General features: G+C 69.4%; 17 protein-coding genes. 7 read left to right on the top strand and 10 right to left on the bottom strand.

Annotation, left to right across the window (positions count from 1 at the left end; translation table 11 throughout):
- Positions 1-285: 285 nt before the first annotated feature.
- From topA to MKK51_RS07905, 3 genes are all read right to left on the bottom strand, one after another.
- Positions 286-3,039, bottom strand: a complete 2,754-nt coding sequence (gene topA / locus MKK51_RS07895; protein WP_243976168.1) for a type I DNA topoisomerase — start codon at positions 3,037-3,039, stop codon at positions 286-288.
- Positions 3,040-3,247: 208 nt separating this feature from the next.
- Entirely contained in the window at positions 3,248-4,081 is an 834-nt protein-coding gene (locus MKK51_RS07900; RefSeq protein ID WP_243976170.1) for a molybdopterin-binding protein, read from the bottom strand.
- Positions 4,078-4,947, bottom strand: coding sequence for a cytochrome b/b6 domain-containing protein (locus MKK51_RS07905; protein ID WP_243976171.1), 870 nt, complete (start codon positions 4,945-4,947; stop codon positions 4,078-4,080). Before MKK51_RS07905 ends, MKK51_RS07900 begins: the two co-directional genes overlap by 4 nt.
- Positions 4,948-5,135: 188 nt before the next feature.
- Here MKK51_RS07905 and MKK51_RS07910 point away from each other — a divergent pair, with 188 nt between their 5' ends.
- The 5 genes from MKK51_RS07910 (at position 5,136) to dprA (ending at position 9,939) form a co-directional block, all read left to right on the top strand.
- Positions 5,136-6,080, top strand: a complete 945-nt coding sequence (locus MKK51_RS07910) for an aspartate carbamoyltransferase catalytic subunit (RefSeq protein WP_243976172.1) — start codon at positions 5,136-5,138, stop codon at positions 6,078-6,080.
- 418 nt (positions 6,081-6,498) lie between these two features.
- Complete coding sequence (locus tag MKK51_RS07915) at positions 6,499-6,729, top strand: hypothetical protein (protein WP_243976173.1); 231 nt, start codon at positions 6,499-6,501, stop codon at positions 6,727-6,729.
- Positions 6,730-6,793: 64 nt separating this feature from the next.
- Complete coding sequence (locus MKK51_RS07920; RefSeq protein WP_243976174.1) at positions 6,794-8,107, top strand: dihydroorotase; 1,314 nt, start codon at positions 6,794-6,796, stop codon at positions 8,105-8,107.
- Positions 8,104-8,712, top strand: a complete 609-nt coding sequence (gene plsY / locus MKK51_RS07925; RefSeq protein WP_243976175.1) for a glycerol-3-phosphate 1-O-acyltransferase PlsY — start codon at positions 8,104-8,106, stop codon at positions 8,710-8,712. The genes MKK51_RS07920 and plsY overlap by 4 nt, the downstream gene beginning before the upstream one ends.
- Before the next feature lie 36 nt (positions 8,713-8,748).
- Positions 8,749-9,939, top strand: coding sequence for a DNA-processing protein DprA (gene dprA, locus MKK51_RS07930; protein ID WP_243976367.1), 1,191 nt, complete (start codon positions 8,749-8,751; stop codon positions 9,937-9,939).
- Positions 9,940-10,097: 158 nt separating this feature from the next.
- On the opposite strand, the gene MKK51_RS07935 is transcribed toward dprA, so the two are convergent.
- From MKK51_RS07935 to MKK51_RS07965, 7 genes are all read right to left on the bottom strand, one after another.
- On the bottom strand, positions 10,098-11,033 hold the full coding sequence (locus MKK51_RS07935) for a beta-propeller fold lactonase family protein (RefSeq protein WP_243976176.1): 936 nt from the start codon (positions 11,031-11,033) through the stop codon (positions 10,098-10,100).
- A 133-nt stretch (positions 11,034-11,166) separates the two neighbouring features.
- Complete coding sequence (locus MKK51_RS07940; RefSeq protein ID WP_243976177.1) at positions 11,167-11,697, bottom strand: SRPBCC family protein; 531 nt, start codon at positions 11,695-11,697, stop codon at positions 11,167-11,169.
- A 28-nt stretch (positions 11,698-11,725) separates the two neighbouring features.
- Positions 11,726-12,322 (bottom strand): DUF447 domain-containing protein, encoded by a 597-nt coding sequence (locus tag MKK51_RS07945; RefSeq protein WP_243976178.1) that lies wholly within the window; start codon positions 12,320-12,322, stop codon positions 11,726-11,728.
- Positions 12,323-12,326: 4 nt separating this feature from the next.
- Entirely contained in the window at positions 12,327-13,898 is a 1,572-nt protein-coding gene (locus MKK51_RS07950; RefSeq protein WP_243976179.1) for a DUF6513 domain-containing protein, read from the bottom strand.
- On the bottom strand, positions 13,895-14,473 hold the full coding sequence (locus tag MKK51_RS07955; RefSeq protein WP_243976181.1) for a uridylate kinase: 579 nt from the start codon (positions 14,471-14,473) through the stop codon (positions 13,895-13,897). Before MKK51_RS07955 ends, MKK51_RS07950 begins: the two co-directional genes overlap by 4 nt.
- Positions 14,470-15,165 carry a (5-formylfuran-3-yl)methyl phosphate synthase gene (locus MKK51_RS07960; protein WP_243976183.1) on the bottom strand — a complete coding sequence of 232 codons (696 nt, stop codon included), beginning with the start codon at positions 15,163-15,165 and terminating at the stop codon, positions 14,470-14,472. The genes MKK51_RS07955 and MKK51_RS07960 overlap by 4 nt, the downstream gene beginning before the upstream one ends.
- A gap of 47 nt (positions 15,166-15,212) precedes the next feature.
- Entirely contained in the window at positions 15,213-15,755 is a 543-nt protein-coding gene (locus MKK51_RS07965; RefSeq protein ID WP_409565642.1) for a DUF3280 domain-containing protein, read from the bottom strand.
- 251 nt (positions 15,756-16,006) lie between these two features.
- Here MKK51_RS07965 and MKK51_RS07970 point away from each other — a divergent pair, with 251 nt between their 5' ends.
- Entirely contained in the window at positions 16,007-17,245 is a 1,239-nt protein-coding gene (locus MKK51_RS07970; RefSeq protein ID WP_243976185.1) for an ABC transporter substrate-binding protein, read from the top strand.
- A gap of 172 nt (positions 17,246-17,417) precedes the next feature.
- Positions 17,418-18,350: a YVTN family beta-propeller repeat protein gene (locus tag MKK51_RS07975; protein ID WP_409565648.1), complete on the top strand. Its 933-nt coding sequence runs from the start codon at positions 17,418-17,420 to the stop codon at positions 18,348-18,350.
- Positions 18,351-18,374: the final 24 nt, after the last annotated feature.

The raw sequence follows: 18,374 nt of genomic DNA on the forward strand, positions 1-18,374 counted from the left end.
GGGTTGTCGCGGAGACGTGGCGGTTGAGCGCATCTCCTCTCCACGCCTGCGGAGAGCTTGCCGCGGCGACCCCGTCGTCGGCGCGGCGCGGCGGCGGCCCGAGGGTGGGGGGCGGTTCAGGACGAGCCTCCATCTGCCCCCCCCTCACCGTCGCTCCGGCCATGGCCTGCCTTCACCGAAGGCACGGGGAGGTGCCTTCGGTCCTCTCCCCGTATGCGGGGAGACGGAATGTCTACCGTCGTTGGACTGGTCTCGACCGCAGGGGCGGAGAGACGGGCCGGCGGATCAGGCCTTCTTGCGCGTGGCCGGCTTCTTCGCTGCGGTGCTCTTGGCAGCACTCGCCTTGACAGCGGCAGCCGTGCCCTTCGCGGCCGTTCCGGCCGGTTCCTTGGCCGCCGTCGCCTTGGTCGCCGTCTTCTTGGCGGGAGCCTTCGCCGTCCCCGCCTTGGCAGTCGTCTTCGACGCGGTCTTGCGGGCCGGGGCCTTCTTCTTGCCGCCGCCCGCCGCCTCGCGGGCGGCGATCAGTTCGAGGGCCTGGGGCAGGGCGATGTCCTCGGCGGCCAGGGTCTTGGGCAGCGTCGCGTTGGTGGTGCCGTCGGTGACGTAGGGGCCGTACTTGCCCGACTTCACCACGATGGCCTTGCCGGTCTCGGGATGGTTTCCGAGGGACCGGCCGGGATCGGAGGCCGGGCCGCGGCGTCCGCCGCCCTGCTCCTTGGCGACGATGAGGTCGATGGCGCGGTTGGCGCCGATCTCCAGCACGTCGTCGTCGCGGCCGAGATTGGCGTACATCTTCCCGTGCTGCACGTAGGGACCGAACCGGCCGAGATTGGCCAGGATCGGCTCGCCGGTCTCGGGGTGCCTGGCGACCTCGCGGGGGAGGGCGAGGAGACGCAGCGCCTTCTCCAGATCGACGTCGGAGGGGCTCAATCCCTTCGGCAGGGACGAGCGCTTGGGCTTCGGCGCCTCCTTCTCGGTGGAGGCCTCGCCGAGCTGCACGAAGGGACCGAAGCGCCCGTCGCGCAGGGTGACGGGCAGGCCGGTGACCGGATCGTCGCCGAGCACCCGCGTGCCGGGCTGGCCGCCGCCGGAGGTGCCGTCACCCTCGCCCTCCACGGCGTTGGCCGCGAGCTGGCGGGTGTACTTGCATTCGGGGTAGTTCGAGCAGCCGACGAAGGCACCGAACTTGCCGAGCTTCAGCGAGAGCTGACCGCTGCCGCAGGTCGGGCAGGTGCGCGGGTTCGAGCCGTCCGCCTTCTCGGGGAAGATGTGGGCGCCCAGCAGGTCGTTGAGGGCGTCGAGAACCTCGGTGACGCGCAATTCCTTGGTGCCGGAGATCGCGGCCGAGAAGTCCCGCCAGAAATCGCGCAGCACCTCGCGCCAGTCGATCTCGGCATTCGAAACCCGGTCGAGCTGGGTCTCGAGGTCGGCGGTGAAATCGTACTCGACGTAGCGCTTGAAGAAGCTCTCCAGGAAGCCGGTGACGAGGCGGCCCTTGTCCTCGGCCACCAGGCGCTTCTTCTCGATCTTCACGTATTCGCGGTCACGCAGGGTCTGCAGCACGGCGGCATAGGTCGAGGGCCGGCCGATGCCGAGTTCCTCCATCCGCTTCACGAGGCTGGCCTCGGAAAAGCGCGGCGGCGGCTCGGTGAAGTGCTGGGTCGAGACGATGCGCTCGCGCTTGAGCGCGTCGCCGGCCTTCATCGGCGGCAGGCGCTTGCCGTCCTCGTCTTCCTCGTCGTCCTTGCCCTCCTGGTAGAGGGTGAGGAAGCCGTCGAACTTCACCACCTGGCCTGTGGCGCGCAACTCGATCCTGCGCGGGCCGACGGAGGCGACGATGTCGACGGTGGTGCGTTCGAGCTCGGCCGATTCCATCTGGCTCGCCACCGTGCGGGTCCAGATCAACTCGTAGAGCTTGGCCTGCTCCGCATCCACATAGCGGGCTACGGATTTCGGTAGCCGGCTCATATCCGTGGGGCGCACCGCCTCGTGGGCCTCCTGCGCGTTCTTCGCCTTGACGCTGTAGCGGCGCGGGACGTTGGGAAGGTAGCGCTCGCCGTATTCCTTGCCGATGACGCTGCGTGCGTCGGCGATGGCTTCGGGCGCCATGTCGACGCCGTCGGTCCGCATGTAGGTGATGAGGCCCACGGTCTCGCCGCCGATCTCGACGCCCTCGTAGAGTTTCTGCGCCGCCCGCATGGTCTGGGCCGGCGCCATCCCGAGCTTGCGCGAGGCCTCCTGCTGCAGGGTCGAGGTCGTGAAGGGCGGGGCGGGGTGACGCTTGGCGGGCTTCGCCTCGACGCTGCCGACCTGGAACGTGGCCAGTTCGAGGTCGCGCTTGAACGCGGCGGCGTCCTCGCCGTTGCCGACGTCGAGACGCTGGATGCGCTTGCCGTCGGCACCCACGAGACGCGCCTCGAACACGGCGCCGTCCTGGGTCACCAGGGTCGCCACCAGCGACCAGTATTCGCGGGGCTTGAACGTCTCGATCTCGCGCTCGCGCTCGCAGACGAGGCGAAGCGCCACGGACTGTACGCGGCCGGCCGAACGGGCGCCCGGCAGCTTGCGCCACAGGACCGGCGAAAGGTTGAAGCCGACGAGATAGTCCAGCGCCCGGCGCGCCAGATAGGCGTCCACCAGGGCCTGGTCGATCTGGCGCGGGTTGCGCATGGCGGTGTCCACCGCCGCCTTGGTGATGGCGTTGAAGGTCACGCGCTCGATCGGCATGCCCTTGATCGCCTTGCGGGCGTTGAGGGCCTCGACCACGTGCCAGGAGATGGCCTCGCCCTCGCGATCCGGATCGGTGGCGAGGATCAGGCCGTCGGCGCCCTTGAGCGCCCTGACGATCTCCGAGACGCGCTTCGAGCCGCGGTCGTCGAGCTCCCACAGCATGCGGAAATCCGCCTCCGGGTCGACGGAGCCGTCCTTGGCGGGAAGGTCGCGGATATGGCCGAACGAGGCGAGCACCTCGTAGTCGCGGCCGAGATACTTGTTGATCGTCTTGGCCTTGGCCGGCGACTCGACGACGACGACTTTCATGTGCGGATCAGCCTCTCGTCAGCGCCCGAGCTGCCGCCGGGACTCGCAGCCGGCGGGGGTTCTCCCACCGGGCCTCACAGATTGTGTGCAAGACTTCGAACGTGGCCTGGCACCATGGCCGGCCCGGCGCTTTGCGGTGGACAAGTGGGTCAAGGGCGCGGGGTTGTCAAATCGCGAGGGGCCGGGCCTTTGCAAGATCCGGTACCCGTCAGATCCCCGCATACCATTCGTAGCCGCGATCCTCCCAATAGCCGCCCTGGCCGTCTCCGATCCCGGTCAGGCTGTCGACCACCTCGACCCGCATGACGTACTTGGCGTGCTTGTAGCCGAGCTGGCGCTCGACCCGCAGGCGCAAGGGGGCGCCGTTCGAGACGGGCAGGGCCTTGCCGTTCATGTCGTAGGCCAGGATCGTCTGCGGATGGAAGGCGTCGGTGAGATCGATGCTCTCGTAGTACCGGATCGGACGGCCGTTCGGAGCGCCATCGCCGGCCTCCATCTCCGCCACGTCCCCCCCCTCGAGACCGCCACCGGCCATCTCCATCGTGTCGGCGCAATGAAACACGACATAGCGCGCAGTCGGCTTCAGCCGCGCCCTCGTCAGGACTTCACCGAGCGGGACGCCCGTCCACTTGCCGATGGCGCTCCACCCCTCGACGCAATCGTGCCGCGTGATCTGGGTCCGCGAGGGCAGGGCGCGCAGGTCCGCGAGGGACAGGTCCTGTGGCTGTTCGACGAGGCCGTCGATCCTCAGTCTGAAACTCGCGAACCCGGCCCGGGCCAGGGCCTTGTAGCCGTCGTCCGGAGGGTCGATCGTGCCGTTCGGCTTGAACCAGGGGGAGATGTCGCCCTCGTCGAACTCGTGGGCGAGGGAGGTCGGCGTCAGCAGCAGGCGCTGCACGAACAGGTTGGCATCCTCTCCGAGCTTCAGCGTGCGCCGTCCCCAATCGCTGCCGGCGATGCGGTCGCAGCCGCCGAGGACGGCGGCCCCCAGCAGGCCGGCCGCGCCGGTGAGGAGGCCGCGACGGTTGGGCCCGCGCGTCATCGGCCTTTCCTCGGATCGTAGGTCTTGGTCGTCTCGATCACGAACCAGCCGGTAACCATGCCGCGCAGGTTGTTCCAGGCCCCCGAGACCAGCACGAGGGCCACATGGACGAGGGTGAACAGCACGAGCAGGTTCGTGACGATGAAATGGACGGTCCGCGCCGATTGCCGCCCGCCGAACAGGGCGGGCAGGGGCAGCACGGCATTGAAACCCGGCGACATGGCGAGGCCCGTGAGCAGCATCGTTGGCAGGAGGACGACGATGACGGCGAAATAGCTCAGTTTCTGCAGTGCGTTGTAGCGCCGGGCCTCCTCGCCTTTCGGGAAGGTCAGGGTGAGATGCTCGCGGATCGAGCCGCCGAGATGCCGGACCTGATCTCTTTGAAGCACGATCCGGCGACGCAGCTGGCCGCTCTCGATGCCGTAGATGAGGTAGATCAGCCCGTTGATCACGAAGGCCCAGGCGAACAGGAAGTGCCAGCGGCGCCCGGTGGCGAGGTCCTGGTTCGCCGGCAGGGTGATCCAGGCGGGGAAGGCCCGGCCCGCGCTCTGGCCCTGCGCGGTGGAGAGGCCGAGCCAGCCGGTGGTGTCGATCGCGTGATCGCCGACCCTGACGATCCCCCGTGCCGCGCCCTCCGCCGTCTCGTCGTTCGTGATGGCGAGGAGCGGCGCGTCGAAGGTCGAGGCCGAGCCCCAGTACAGGGCGGGATGGGCGTTGAAGATCTGCAGCCCGCTCATCAGCAGCACCGCGAGGCAGACGAGGTTGATCCAGTGGGCGGCCCGGATCACCGCGGGGTGACGGAAGATCCAGCGGCGGCGGATCGTCTCGACCCGCTCGTCGGACCGTCTCGTCGTGCTGGCTGCCAAGGGGCGGACTCCGACCTCGATCACGTCTCGCGCCCATCCGGACAAGACGGAAAGGCGCATTCTACAGGAGACTACGAGCCACGGGGCGGAAAGGTTACACGCCCCCGTCCCGCGGCAGCGAGCGACCGGTCCCCGGCCCATGGCTCCTTGCCGCTCCCCGTCCGCCTCCCTATAGCCATGGTCTCAGAATGACCGCCGCACCCGCCTCCTTCCCCCATCGGCACCTCCTCGGCATCGAGGGGCTGACCCGCCCCGACATCGAGGCCCTCCTCGACCGGGCGGAGGATGCCGTGGCGCTCTCCCGCCAGGTGGAGAAGAAGCGCACCACCCTGCGCGGCCGCACCCAGATCAACCTGTTCTTCGAGCCCTCAACCCGGACCCAGAGTTCGTTCGAACTCGCGGGCAAGCGTCTGGGCGCCGACGTCATGAACATGTCGGTGGCCTCCTCCTCGGTGAAGAAGGGCGAGACCCTCATCGACACGGCCGCCACCCTCAACGCCATGCGGCCCGACATCATCGTCGTGCGCCACCACGCGGCCGGTGCCGTGCATCTCCTGGCCCGCAAGGTCGATTGTTCGGTGGTCAATGCCGGCGACGGCGCCCACGAGCACCCGACCCAGGCGCTCCTCGACGCGCTGACCATCCGCCGCAACAAGGGGCGGATCGAGGGCTTGAGGGTGGCGATCTGCGGCGACGTCCTGCATTCCCGCGTCGCCCGCTCCAACATCATCCTGCTCCAGGCGCTCGGCGCCCGTGTGCGGGTCATCGGCCCCTCGACGCTGCTGCCCACCGGAATCGAGCGTTTCGGCGTCGAGGTCTTCACCGACATGCGCAAGGGGCTGGAGGGCTGCGACATCGTGATGATGCTGCGGCTGCAGCGCGAGCGCATGAACGGCTCCTTCGTCCCCTCGGTGAAGGAATATTTCCGCTATTTCGGCCTCGACGCCGAGAAGCTGGCCCTGGCCGCGCCCGACGCCCTGGTGATGCATCCCGGCCCCATGAACCGCGGCGTGGAGATCTCGTCCGAGATCGCCGACGGGGCACAATCCCTGATCCGCGAGCAGGTGGAGATGGGGGTCGCCGTCCGCATGGCGGTCCTCGAAGCCCTCGCGACGCATCTGCCGAACGCGTGAGCGTGATGCGGTCCACACTCATCTCGGGCGGCTGCCATGCACCACAAAAGGAAACGCCCGAAGAGCGCCCGGGCCGGCTGCCTGCTCTGCAAGCCGCACAAGGCGAATGGCTGCTGCGCCGACCACAAGAATATGCGCGCCGGTGACCTGCGGCGATACCAGGCGGGCACTGCGCAACTCAGGTGCGATGCGGCCGATGCATGAAATGACAGCTCGCGTGCCGCTTGTTCACCCATAGTTTCCGGAATTTTGTCTTGCAGACCGATCATCCCTGACCGATGCCCCTACAACCGCGCCCGACCACGTTGGGCCGGGACACATCTCTAGATCCTTGTTTTGCCGTGCTCTTTTTCGCCGAACCGGCATCCACTTCTGCGCAGAGCGCTCTCGGGGAGGGGATGCAGGTAGGGAGGCATCCATGCTGAGTGTCTGGTTTTGGCTGGAGCGGTGGTTCACCGATACTCCCAACTTGGCAACCATCGTGTTCCGCGGGATGGCAACCGGTTTCATCGGCGGCCTTGGATTGATAGCGCTTGGGATCGCTTTTGATCTGTCAGGCGACATCGTCGCTCCGGTGCTATCGGCTTTACAGATCGGGCTCGTTTGCTGGATGGGTTGGGCCATCAACAGACGTCGAGCGGCACAATGAATCGCGACCGGCCAGTGGAAAGCTCCCTGGTGCAAGACTGCCCAACACACGATAACGCTGCCCCATGATCTCTCGTCCTCTCCTCTTGATGAACGCCAGCCTCCTCGATCCGGCCACGAGCCGCGAGGGGCCGGGGCATGTCCTCGTCCGCGACGGCCGCATCGCCGACATCGCCTGGGGCGCGTTACCCGCCGCTCCCGAGGGCGTCGAGATCATCGATTGCGGCGGGCAGGTCCTGAGCCCTGGACTCATGGATCTGCGTGCCTTCGTCGGCGAGCCCGGAGCCGAGCACCGCGAGACCCTGGCCAGCGCCAGCGCGGCGGCGGCGGCCGGCGGGGTCACCACCCTGGTCTGCATGCCGGACACCAACCCGGTCATCGACGGGCCGGCCATCGTCGATTTTGTCCTGCGCCGCGCCCGCGACACGGCCTGCGTCACCGTCCTGCCCGCCGCCGCCATCACCAAGGGGCTGGCGGGCCAGGAGATGACCGAGTTCGGCCTGCTGCAGGAGGCCGGCGCCGTCGCCTTCACCGACGGTCTCAAGGCCGTGCGCAACGCTCAGGTGATGCGCCGCGCCCTCACCTATGCCCGCGATTTTGGCGCCCTGCTGATGCAGCACGTGGAGGAGCCCGACCTCGTCGGCGAGGGCGTGATGAACGAAGGCGAGATGGCCTCGCGCCTCGGCCTCGTCGGCATCCCGCGGGAGGCCGAGACGGTGATGCTGGAGCGCGACATCCGCCTCGTGCGCCTCACCGGCGGGCGCTACCACGCCGCCATGATCTCCTGCGCCGATTCGGTGGAGATCGTGCGGCGGGCCAAGCAGGACGGCCTGCCCGTCACCTGCGGCGCGTCCGTGAACAACCTCGTCCTCAACGAGGGCGATATCGGCCATTACCGCACCTTCTGCCGGCTCTCGCCCCCGCTGCGCCACGAGACCGACCGCCTCGCCCTGGTGGACGCCCTGAACGAAGGCGTGATCGACGTCATCGTCTCCGACCACAACCCGCAGGACGTCGAGACCAAGCGCCTGCCCTTCGCCGAGGCTGCTGACGGGGCGCTCGGCATCGAGACCCTGCTCGGCGCGGCGCTGCGCCTCGTCCATACCGGCGACGTGGCGCTGCCGCGCCTACTGGAGGCCCTCACCGTCACCCCGGCGGCGATCCTCGGGCGCGAGGCCGGACGTCTCGCCGTCGGCGCGCCGGCTGATCTTGTGCTGATCGATCCCGACCTGCCCTATGTGCTCGACAAGCGGCGCCTGAAGTCGCGCTCGAAGAACTCGCCCTTCGACGAGGCGCGGCTGCAGGGGGCGGCCGTGCTGACCCTGGTCGGCGGGCGCATCGTTTTCCGGGCCGTGCAGGATGCGGAGACGGCGGCGTGACCCTTCTCCTCGATGCCGGCTGGCCTCTCCTGCTCGCGAGCTTGGCCGGCGGCTACCTCGCCGGCTCGATCCCGTTCGGCCTGATCGTCACTCGCCTCGCCGGCCTCGGCGACGTGCGGGCCATCGGTTCGGGCAATATCGGCGCCACCAACGTGCTGCGCACCGGCCGGAAGAGCCTCGCCGCCGCGACCCTCCTCGGCGATGCGCTGAAGGGCACCCTCGCCGTGCTGGTGGCCGCCCGCTTCGGCGAGGGCGCCGCCCTGGCGGCGGGGCTCGGCGCCTTCCTCGGCCACCTCTTCCCGGTCTGGCTCGGGTTCAGGGGCGGCAAGGGGGTCGCCACCTTCCTCGGCGTGCTCCTCGCCTTCAGCCCCATCGGGCTCGCCGCCTTCGCGGCGATCTGGCTCGGCCTCGCCTTCACGCTGAAATACTCCTCCCTGGCGGCGCTCGCCGCCTCCGCCGCGACGCCCATCGTCCTGTGGGCGGCGGGACAGCCTGCGGTTGCGCTGCTCTTCCTCGTGCTCGCGATCCTGCTATGGTGGAAGCACGCTCCCAACATCCGCCGACTGCGCGACGGCTCCGAGGGGCGGATCGGGCAGAAGGGCTGACCCGATCTCCCGTCGACGGAGGTCCGGGGCATGGGCATGCAACTCAACCCCGCCCAGCGCCTCGACTGGCTCCGCCTGATCCGCACCGAGGGCGTCGGCCCGCGCACCTTCCGCACCCTGATCAACCGCTTCGGCGGCGCCGGCGCGGCGCTGGACGCCCTGCCGGACCTGGCGAAGCGCGGGGCCAAGCGCATCGTGCCGGTGACGCGGGCCGAGGCGGAGGCCGAATTGGAGGCGGCGGCCAGGATCGGCGTCCGCCTCGTGGCCATGGGCGAGGACGATTACCCCAAGCTGCTCCAGGCGGCCGATTCGGCGCCGCCCCTGATCGCGATCCGGGGACAGGCGGCGATCCTCTCCCGGCCCGCCATCGCCATCGTCGGTTCCCGCAACGCCTCCGCCGCCGGCCTCGGCTTCACGGAGCGTCTGGCACGGGGCCTCGGCGAGGCCGGTCTCGTCGTGGTCTCGGGGCTGGCGCGCGGCATCGATGCCCGCGCGCACAGGGCGTCCCTGGACTCGGGGACGGTGGCGGTGCTCGCCGGCGGCCATGACCGGGTCTACCCCGCCAACCATCAGGGCCTGATGGAGGGCATTCTCGAGTCCGGCGGCGCGGTGCTTGCCGAGATGCCCATGGGCTGGGAGCCGCGCGGCCGCGACTTTCCCCGGCGCAACCGCATCATTTCCGGCCTCGCCTACGGGACCGTCGTGGTGGAGGCCGCGCGACGCTCCGGCTCGCTCATCACCGCGCGCTTCGCCCTGGAACAGGGCCGGGAGGTCTTCGCCGTGCCGGGCTCGCCCCTCGATCCCCGCGCCGAGGGGACCAACGACCTCATCCGCCAGGGTGCGACCCTGGTCTCGGACGTGGACCACGTCACCTCCGCCATCGCGCCGCTGATCGGGCGGCGGGATTTCGAACAGGGGGCCGGCCAGCTCGCCCTCCACCGGCCCGACCTCGCCGACGCGCCGATCTTCTGGGACGAGCTCGACGGGATCGGCGGCCCGGCCTCCGAGCCGGAGGAGGGGCTCGAGGAGCCGGAACCCGAACCGCCGGAACCCGCCGACGACCGCGCCCGCCTCATCGCCTATCTCAGCCCGACCCCCATCGGCACCGACGACCTCGCCCGCGCGGCGGGGCTGAGCGTGCGCGTCGTCCAGACGACGCTTCTGGAACTCGAACTCGACGGCCGGATCGAGCGGCACGGAAGCGGAGCGGTGTCGCTGCTGTCGTAGGACGGACGAGGGCCCGGCTCTCCCGCCGCCAGCCTCCTGGTTCGCCCATCTCGCGGGATGCTCTGTCCTGCCCTCCTCCCCCCAAGGGGGAGAGGGACGCGCTCTGCCTGAGGGAGCAGAGGTGCGTATGCCGTAGCGCCGCAAGCGGGAAGGGCGCCCTACCGCAAAAAGTCTCCGAACGAGCGCGGCCCGTCCGGGACCGGAATGTCCTTGATCACCTTCAGCGTCGTCGCGTCGATGACCCCCAGGGTGTTGGAGCCCCAGTTCGTCACGTAGAGGCGGCTGCCGTCGCGGGAGGCGGCGATGCTCTCTGGATGGTCGCCCACATCGATGGCCGCCACGTTGGTGAGGGTCTTCAGGTTGAACACCGTCACGGTGTTCGAATACTGGTCGGTGACGAAGCCGCGCGTGGCGGTGAGGGCCACCACGTAGGGCCGCTCGCCGGTGGTGACCCGGCCGAATTCCCGCCGCCCCGCGACATCGATGACGGAGACGTCGTTCGACATGACGTTGGCGGTGTAGGCGCGGGTGCCGGTCTCATCGAGGGTGATGCCGAACGGGTGTTCGCCCACGGGGATCTTCACCGTCTCGGTGGCGGTGGCGGTATCGACCACAGAGACGGAATTGCCCTCGCGGTTGGCCACCAGGATCGTGGCGCCGTCGGGCGTCACCGCGATGCCCGAGGGCGAGGCGCCCACCTGGATCTCGGTCTCGATCTTCGAACCGTCCGCCGAGACCACGAAGATCCGGCTACCATACCAGTCGGCCACGTAGACCGCGCCGGATTTCGGATTGACGGCGATTCCGAGCGGGCCGCCGGGCAGATCGAGGGTGCCCGTCACCGCGCGGGCGTCGAGATCGACGATGGCGAGGCCGTGGCCCTCGGGGCGGGTGACGTAGGCGGTCTTGCGATCGGGCGACAGGGCGATGCCGGCGGGCGCGCCGTCCACCGGGATCTGCGCGGCGACGACCTGCGTCTCGAGATCGACCACCGCGAGGATGTTGGCCCCCTGCGCCGTGACCAGGGCCTCGTCGGCGAGGGCGGGGGATGCGAGTAACGCGAGGGCGAGGGCGAGGGGCCGATAGCGTCTCATCCGGAATGGCCCCCTCACCGTCGCTTCGGCTTCGCCTGCGCTCATCGCGGACACGACGAGGTGCCCGCGATCCTCTCCCCGCGCGCGGGGAGAGGCGATGCGCGCCGTCGCCGTGCCTTGGAAAAAGCTCCGATCAAGAGCCCTTCTCGGCCTTGGCCTTCACGTTATCCAGGCCGGCCTTGTAGAGTCCGAGGACCGCCGCTTTGGAGGCGTCGTCGTTCAGGTCCGGCGGCGGATCGTTGTTCATGTAGCCGCGGTAGAACGCGCCGCGCCAGGTCACCTTGGACTTGGCGCCGTCGCCCTCGACCTCGATGGTCGAGGAATAGTCGTTCACCGGCAGCGTCTTCACGTCCACCTTGGTGATCCGGTACATGTAGGTCTTCTTCTCGGCGTCGTACTTGGCGAGCTCTTCCTCGACCGTGGCGCCGCCCTTGAGGGTCAGGACGCGGCTGGCCTTGACCTCGTTGCCACCCTTGCCCTCGGTCTTCTCGACCACGGGAATCCAGCTGGCATCCTGGAAGTTGCCGAGCACGGCCCAGACCTTGTCGGCGGGGGCGTTGATCTCGATGGTCTGGGAGACCTTCTGGCGGGTCGGGCCATGGGCCTGGGCCGCGTAGGATACCGTGGCGAGCGCCGCCACGGCGGCCAGCGTCTTGAATCTCATCAACCCTGTCTCCTCGGGAACGCACCGTCTAGGGTGCTTGGGGGGCTCGTGCGAGAACCGGCTCGTCGCGCCCGAGGGCTGCGGCGACCTTGTCCTCGATCCAGTCCCAGGCCTCGCGCTCAGCGGGCCCGGCTGTCTTGGATATCGCGATGGCGTGGTAGCGCATCTCCGTCAGGATCTTGTCCGGCTCCAGCATGTGCAGGCGCGTCGACAGGATCGCCGCCTCCAGCACCGCTCCTTGAGCCCGGTTGTAGCCGAAGAACGGCATATGGCTGACGCTGTGTACCATGCGGGCGCGGTAGCGCGGGCGCGTCGCATCGTCCTCCACAGCGATGACCTCGAACTCGGCATGGCCGAAGCTGTCGGCAAGGCGCCGGCCCGGGATGCGGTCGCAGGGCAGGGTCGCCCAGTCGCGCCGCCCGGTCACCGCGCCCGCGATCACCCGCACGTCGCTCGGGCTCGACGCGGCAAAGACCGGGTTGGCGTCGAGGTTGAGGATGGTGGGCGAGGGCCGGAACGGGGCGAGCACCCAATCCTCGCCCTCGCTGATCAGGCCGAAGGGCACGAGATGCAGGTCGCCCGCAGGCGACGTCGTGGTGACGATGGTCTCGAGGATCAGCGGCACGGCCTCACGCCTCCCCGGCGGGAACGAGCTTGCCGCAGACGATGCGCGCGCCCTTGTCGCCCGTGGCCTCGGTCCCCGGGGCCTTGGTCCCCGGGGCCTTGGCCTCGCCGGATTCCACCACCTCGGGCTTGCCGGCATCGGCCTCCACGGGCGTCGCGTCGCGGGTGGCGCGCTCCGCGCCGCCGGGTCCGGAATGCTTGGTATGCCCCGCCTTCTTGAAGGCGGTGGTGTCCTCGACCTCCTCGTCGGCGGCGACGCCCCAGCGCAGGGGCTCGTCCTGGACGTAGCGCTTGCCGAGGCGCCAGGCCGTCTCGGCCTTGGTCAGCTCGCCGCCGAGATAGAAGGCGTGGGCCCCGTCGGCGGCGACATCGAGATCGGGAAAGAACGCCATCGCATCGGTGCCGATCGTGTGGACGTCGCGGTTGAAGGCGTGGATGCCGTCCTCGGCCACCGCGATGCGGTAGTTCGGGTCGCGCACCTCCGCCGCCTGGGCCGCGATCTCCTCCGGGGTCTGCACGAAGGGGCGCTTGTCGTGCAAGGCCAGGAGCTGGCGTCCGTAGCCCTTCGGCAGGGCGGAATCGGCCTTGGCCGCGAACATCACCCGGCGGGCGGCGTCATGCTCCTCCACCGTGCGCCGCGTGTGGTTGGAGACCTGCACGATCAGGACGTTGCGGATCGACAGTTCCGAGCACATGCCCACGAGGAGGGCGGTGACGCCGAGGCTGTCGGCCTCGGTGAGCTCGGTGAGGTTGCCGGTGCCCATCATCATCTCGATGCCGGGCCAGCGCTTGCGCGTCTCGTGATAGCGCGTGATCGATTCGACGAATCCGAAATGGATCGGCTCGAGGATCGGGTCGGCCATGTAGGGCAGGCCGGCCTTCTCCATGCGCTCGATCGCCCGGTCGAGGGAGGGCAGGTCGTCCGGCCGCATCGGCACCAGGATCGGCACCGCGCCGGTCTCGAAGGCGAGGTCCAGGGTCTCCTCGTTGAGGCTGAGGAGATAATCGGCCCCGGCCTTCGCCCCGCGGGTCAGCTCGTCGAGGGAGAAGGAATCGACGCTGACCTTCAGCCCCGCCCCCTTCAGCAGGCGCACGCACTCTTCGAGATGCGGGAACTCGGTGTCGGGCAGGCCGCCGAGATCGATCACGTCGGCGCCGCGTCGGGCGAGGTCGAGGCCCTTGGCCAGGATCTGCTCGGGCGTCATCTTCGAGGCGTCGACGATCTCGGAGAAGATGCGCAGATCGTGCCGCGAGAGATCGACCTTGCGGCCGGCGAGGCCGAGATGGGCCGGCAGGTCCACCACCTCGTCGGGGCCGCGCTCCACCGGCAGGCCGAAATGCGCGGCGAGGGCTTCCGGATTGGCGCGGCAGCGGCCGGGCAGGACGATGCGGGTGGCGCCCTCGGGGATCGTCACCCGGCGGCGGATGATCTCCTCCGTCATGAGCGCTGCGACCTTCACCCCGGCATCGGCGATGCTCCAGGCGAAGCGCTCGGTGGGCAGGGTGGCGGCGACCTTCTCCAGGCGCGCCTTCGCCATCCGGCCGGTGATGAAGACGAGATGCTCGGGCGCGCTCACGCGGCAGCCCTTACGATGTCCGCGGCCGGCCCCCGGATCACGATCTCGCCAGCGTAGGACGCGGCAAGACCGGGGAGGGCCGCATCGACCATCCCCATCCGGGCGAGGTCGGACAGGCTCGCACCGGCCGGGCGATCGACAGATTTCACCAGGATGCAGCGGGGCGCCGCGAGTTCGGTGGCGAGCCAGAGGGCGAGGCTGTCGGAGGTGACGTCCCAGGATTCGAGAATGGAAGGGTGCCCCTCCTTCAGCGCGACCGGATCCCAGATGACGGGCGCCTCGGCCGAGCCGGCTTCCCTCACGCTGCGTACGATGGCGAGGCGCGGCTCGCCCTCCGCAAGCACCTCCGCCATCCGGCCCATGGCATCGAGGGCGAGGCGATGGGCGAGGGCGTCCGAGAAGCCCAGCTGGCCCTGGGCCTGGCGCACCGCGTCGGCGAACGGGCCGCCGCCGGGCACGACGACGCAGCGGCCCTCGCTGCCCTCCGCCAGTGCGCCGAGCAGGCGTCCGAGCCGCGCCGCGTCCGAGACGAGGCTGCCGCCGAGCTTCACGATGGTGGAAGGCGCGCCCGTCACGCCGCGTTCCGCCGGTCGAGTCCGCGAAGGGTCTTCACGGCCAGGGCGATGCGCTCCGGGTCGAGGCCGCGCGTGCGGTCGCTCCCGACGCAGAGACCGCCACGAAAGCCGAGGTAATCCGGCCGGTGTGCGGCGAGGACGGCGATGTCGGCGATCGTCAGGGATCCCGCGAGGCCGGAAAGCAGGCCGTGGCTGCGGGCGTCGGCGGTGAAGGCCGAGAGGCGAGGGGCGGGCAGGAAATCGCCGAGGCGGCGGCCGTCCTTGGTGGCGGTGTCGATCATCACCCCGGCAAAGCCCGCTCCGGCGAGGCGGCCGACGAGGTCGTCCGGCATGGGCCGTCCGGCGAAGAGGACCGCGATCAGGCGGCCGGGGGCGGCCTGCGCCGCGGCCGCGAGGGCGTCGTAGTCGAAATCCGGCCGCACGGCGACCTTGACGTAGCCGATGCCGGTCCCGGCCATCGCCGCGACCGATCCGGGCAGGGAAGCTGCGTCCTGCGGCTCGCCGGCCACCGCGCTGCTGACGGCCTCGTCCGCGATGGCCTCGACGATCGCCCGGACCGTCTCGACGGGGAGCGCCCCGAGGGCGCCCCGGACAGGATCCTTGGCATCGACGAGGTCGGCGCCCGCCCGCGCCGCCATCACGGCCTCGTCCGCGTCGCGGACGCTGACGAGAAGGCGGGGACGCGCGCGCATATCGGATGACATCGGCTTCGACACGGAATGATTCGGCAACGGGAGACTCAGGATCGGTTGGGCAAGGGTTCGGCCAGGAGACGGTTCTTGACCACCCATCGCATGGCATGGGCCCATGTGTCGTCGGTATCGGCCCGGATCACCACCTGTCCAGCCCGCACGACCTTGCCGGAGGCGGCGTCCGAGATGAGGACGTACAGGTTGAAGATCTGGTTGGAGCCCTTCTCCACGAAGCCGTTCACGGCGAGATCGGCCCCGAGGCTCTTGGCGATGGTGGCGGCGCAGCCCTCGCATTTGAAGAGGGGCGCCTGCTTGGCGATCTCGGCGGCCTGCGGCGCCACGTCCACCGTCTCCACCGCATTGCCGGCGGTCAGCGCCTTGCGGAGTTCCTCCGTGACCAGGGCAAGGCGACGGGCCTCGTCCGGCCGAGCCTTGCGGCCGCCGACCACGCCCGGATCGTTGAGTTCGATCCCGAAGATCGCCGCCTTGTCGGGGCCGGCGAGGGCCGGAAGGACCATTCCCGAGACGAGCGCCAGCCCGGTCAGGCCGATGCGTCCAATGGCGGCAAGGGAGGAGGCGATGGGGGCCATGGCGAACCTGCGTCACGATCGATACGGCGGTGGACCTCCACGCGCCGCTGCCTTCCAAGTCGAGCAGTGCCCGGATTTGGCAAGACGCGCAAACCGTCAAGAGGCGCAAACCCTTCGCATCCCGTCGCGCCATCCGGTCGACGTCGATCCGGATATCGCCGGAGACCCCGCCGCCCCGGCGGAATCGCTTAGAATATCCTTATGAATCCGGGGATTGAGCGCCCGCGCAATGCTGTTAGCGTGCCGCTCCCATGACAGCATCGCTTCCGATCCCCTCCGCCGCCCTCGCCCTCATGCTGGGGCTGTCCGGCGCTTCCCTCACCGCGACCGGTCTCCGTTCTCAGGAACCGGCAGCCTCCGCGCAAGCCGCCGAAGGCGCCACGGGCGATACCCATATCGGCCTGATCTACCGGCCCGAGATCGCGCCGTCCTCCTACGATGCCGAGGCCGCGCCGGAGGATGAGGGCGTCGCCGGCGCCCGCATGGCGGTGAAGGACAACAACACGACCGGCCGCTTCACCAAGCAGACCTACGCCCTCGACGAGGTCGCCCTGACGGAGGGCAAGAGTGCCGTCGACGCCGCCCGCGACCTCGTGGGCAAGGGGATCCGCTATCTCGTCCTGGCGCTGCCGGCGGACGAGGTCCTGGCCGTGGCCGACGCGATCAAGGGCGACGGCGTGACCGTGTTCAACACCGCCGCGCCCGACGACCGCCTGCGCGGCGCCGATTGCCGCAGGAACGTCTTCCACGTGATCCCGAGCCGGGCGATGCAGACCGATGCCCTGGCGCAGTTCTTCACGCTGATGCGCTGGCGCAAGATGTTCCTGATCACCGGCCCCAACGACAACGACAGGCTCTACGCCGACGCGTTCCGGGCCTCGGCGAAGAAGTTCTCCCTGAAGATCACCGCCGAGAAGCCCTGGACCTTCGGCCCGCTCGCCAAGGCGCGGGGCGACACGCCGACCCGCTCCGAGGCGATGGTCTTCACCCGCGGCGTCGATTACGACCTCGCCATCGTCGCCGACGAGGCCAACGATTGGGGCGACTACGTCCCGTTCCGCACCGTCGACCCCCGCCCGGTCGGGGGCACGCAGGGCCTCATCGCCACGACCTGGCACCCGACCCTGGAGACCTGGGGGGCGGCGCAGGCGCAGAACCGCTTCCGGCGCCTCGCCGGCCGGCTGATGCGGCCCCTCGATTACCAGGTCTGGGCGGCGGTGCGCTCGGTGGGGGAGGCGGCGACGCAGAAGAAGACCGCCGATCCGGCAGTGCTCGCACCCTATTTCGCCGACCCGGCCTTCAGCCTGCCCGCCTATAAGGGCGTCTCGCTGACCTACCGTCCCTGGGACCACCAGCTGCGCCAGCCGATCATCGTGGTGCAGCCCAAAGCCATGGTGACCGTGGCGCCCGAGCAGGGTTTCACCCACCAGCGCACGCCGCTGGACACCCTCGGCATCGATCTTCCCGAGACCGCCTGCAAATTTTCTTGAACGGGCCTGCGGCAACGCGCTTGCGTTCCGCAGGCACTCGTGCGCTCCCCGTGGGGACAAACTGCACTATAATCACGGACAATCGCGCATAGAAGCGATGCCCCAGGGAGACAACGGAATGAGCCGCGGCTTCAAGGCAGGCGTGAGTGTCGCCGCCATCGTCGGTGCGACGATGGCGCTCGGCGCCTCCGCGCAGGCCTACACGGTCTACGTGACCAACGAGAAGGGCAACTCCGTCAGCGTCATCGACACGGCGACGATGGCCGTTACCGGGACCTGGAAGGTCGGCCGGCGCCCGCGCGGGGTGACGACGAGCAAGGACGGCAAGGAGCTCTTCGTCTGCGCCAGCGACGACGACCGCATCGACGTCCTCGACACCGCCACCGGCAAGGTGGTGCGGTCTCTCCGCTCCGGCCCCGATCCGGAGCAGTTCATCCTGGGACCGGGCGGCAACCCGCTCTACGTCGCCAACGAGGATGACAGCCAGGTCACGGTCATCGACATCGAGAAGAACAAGGTGCTGGCCGAGGTGCCGGTCGGGGTGGAGCCGGAGGGGATGGGGCTGTCGCCGGACGGCAAGATCCTGGTGAACACCTCCGAGACCACCAACATGGCGCATTTCATCGACACCACCACGTTCCAGGTGATCGACAACGTGCTGGTGGATGCCCGCCCGCGCTTCGCCGAATTCACCTCGGACGGCAAGTTCCTCTGGGTCTCGGCCGAGGTCGGCGGCACGATCAGCATCATCGACGTCGCCGCGCGGCGGGTGGTCAAGAAGATCACCTTCAAGATCCCCGGCGTGAACGACGAGGCGATCCAGCCCGTGGGCATCCGCATCACCAAGGACGGCACCAAGGCCTTCGCGGCGCTCGGCCCCGCCAACCGCATCGCGGTGATCGACGCCAAGACCTATGACGTTCAGAAATACCTGCCCGTGGGCCAGCGGGTGTGGCAGCTCGCCTTCACCCCGGACCAGAAGTTCCTGTTCTCCACCAACGGCTCCTCCAACGATGTCTCGGTGGTGGATGTGGAGGCGGACAAGGTGATCAAGAGCATCCCGGTGGGATTGCTGCCGTGGGGCGTGGCGGTGTCGCCGAATTGAGGTGCGTTGTCCCTCCCCACAAGG

Origin of the sequence: Methylobacterium sp. E-045 (genome assembly GCF_022829685.1) — a bacterium.
Taxonomy (GTDB): domain Bacteria; phylum Pseudomonadota; class Alphaproteobacteria; order Rhizobiales; family Beijerinckiaceae; genus Methylobacterium.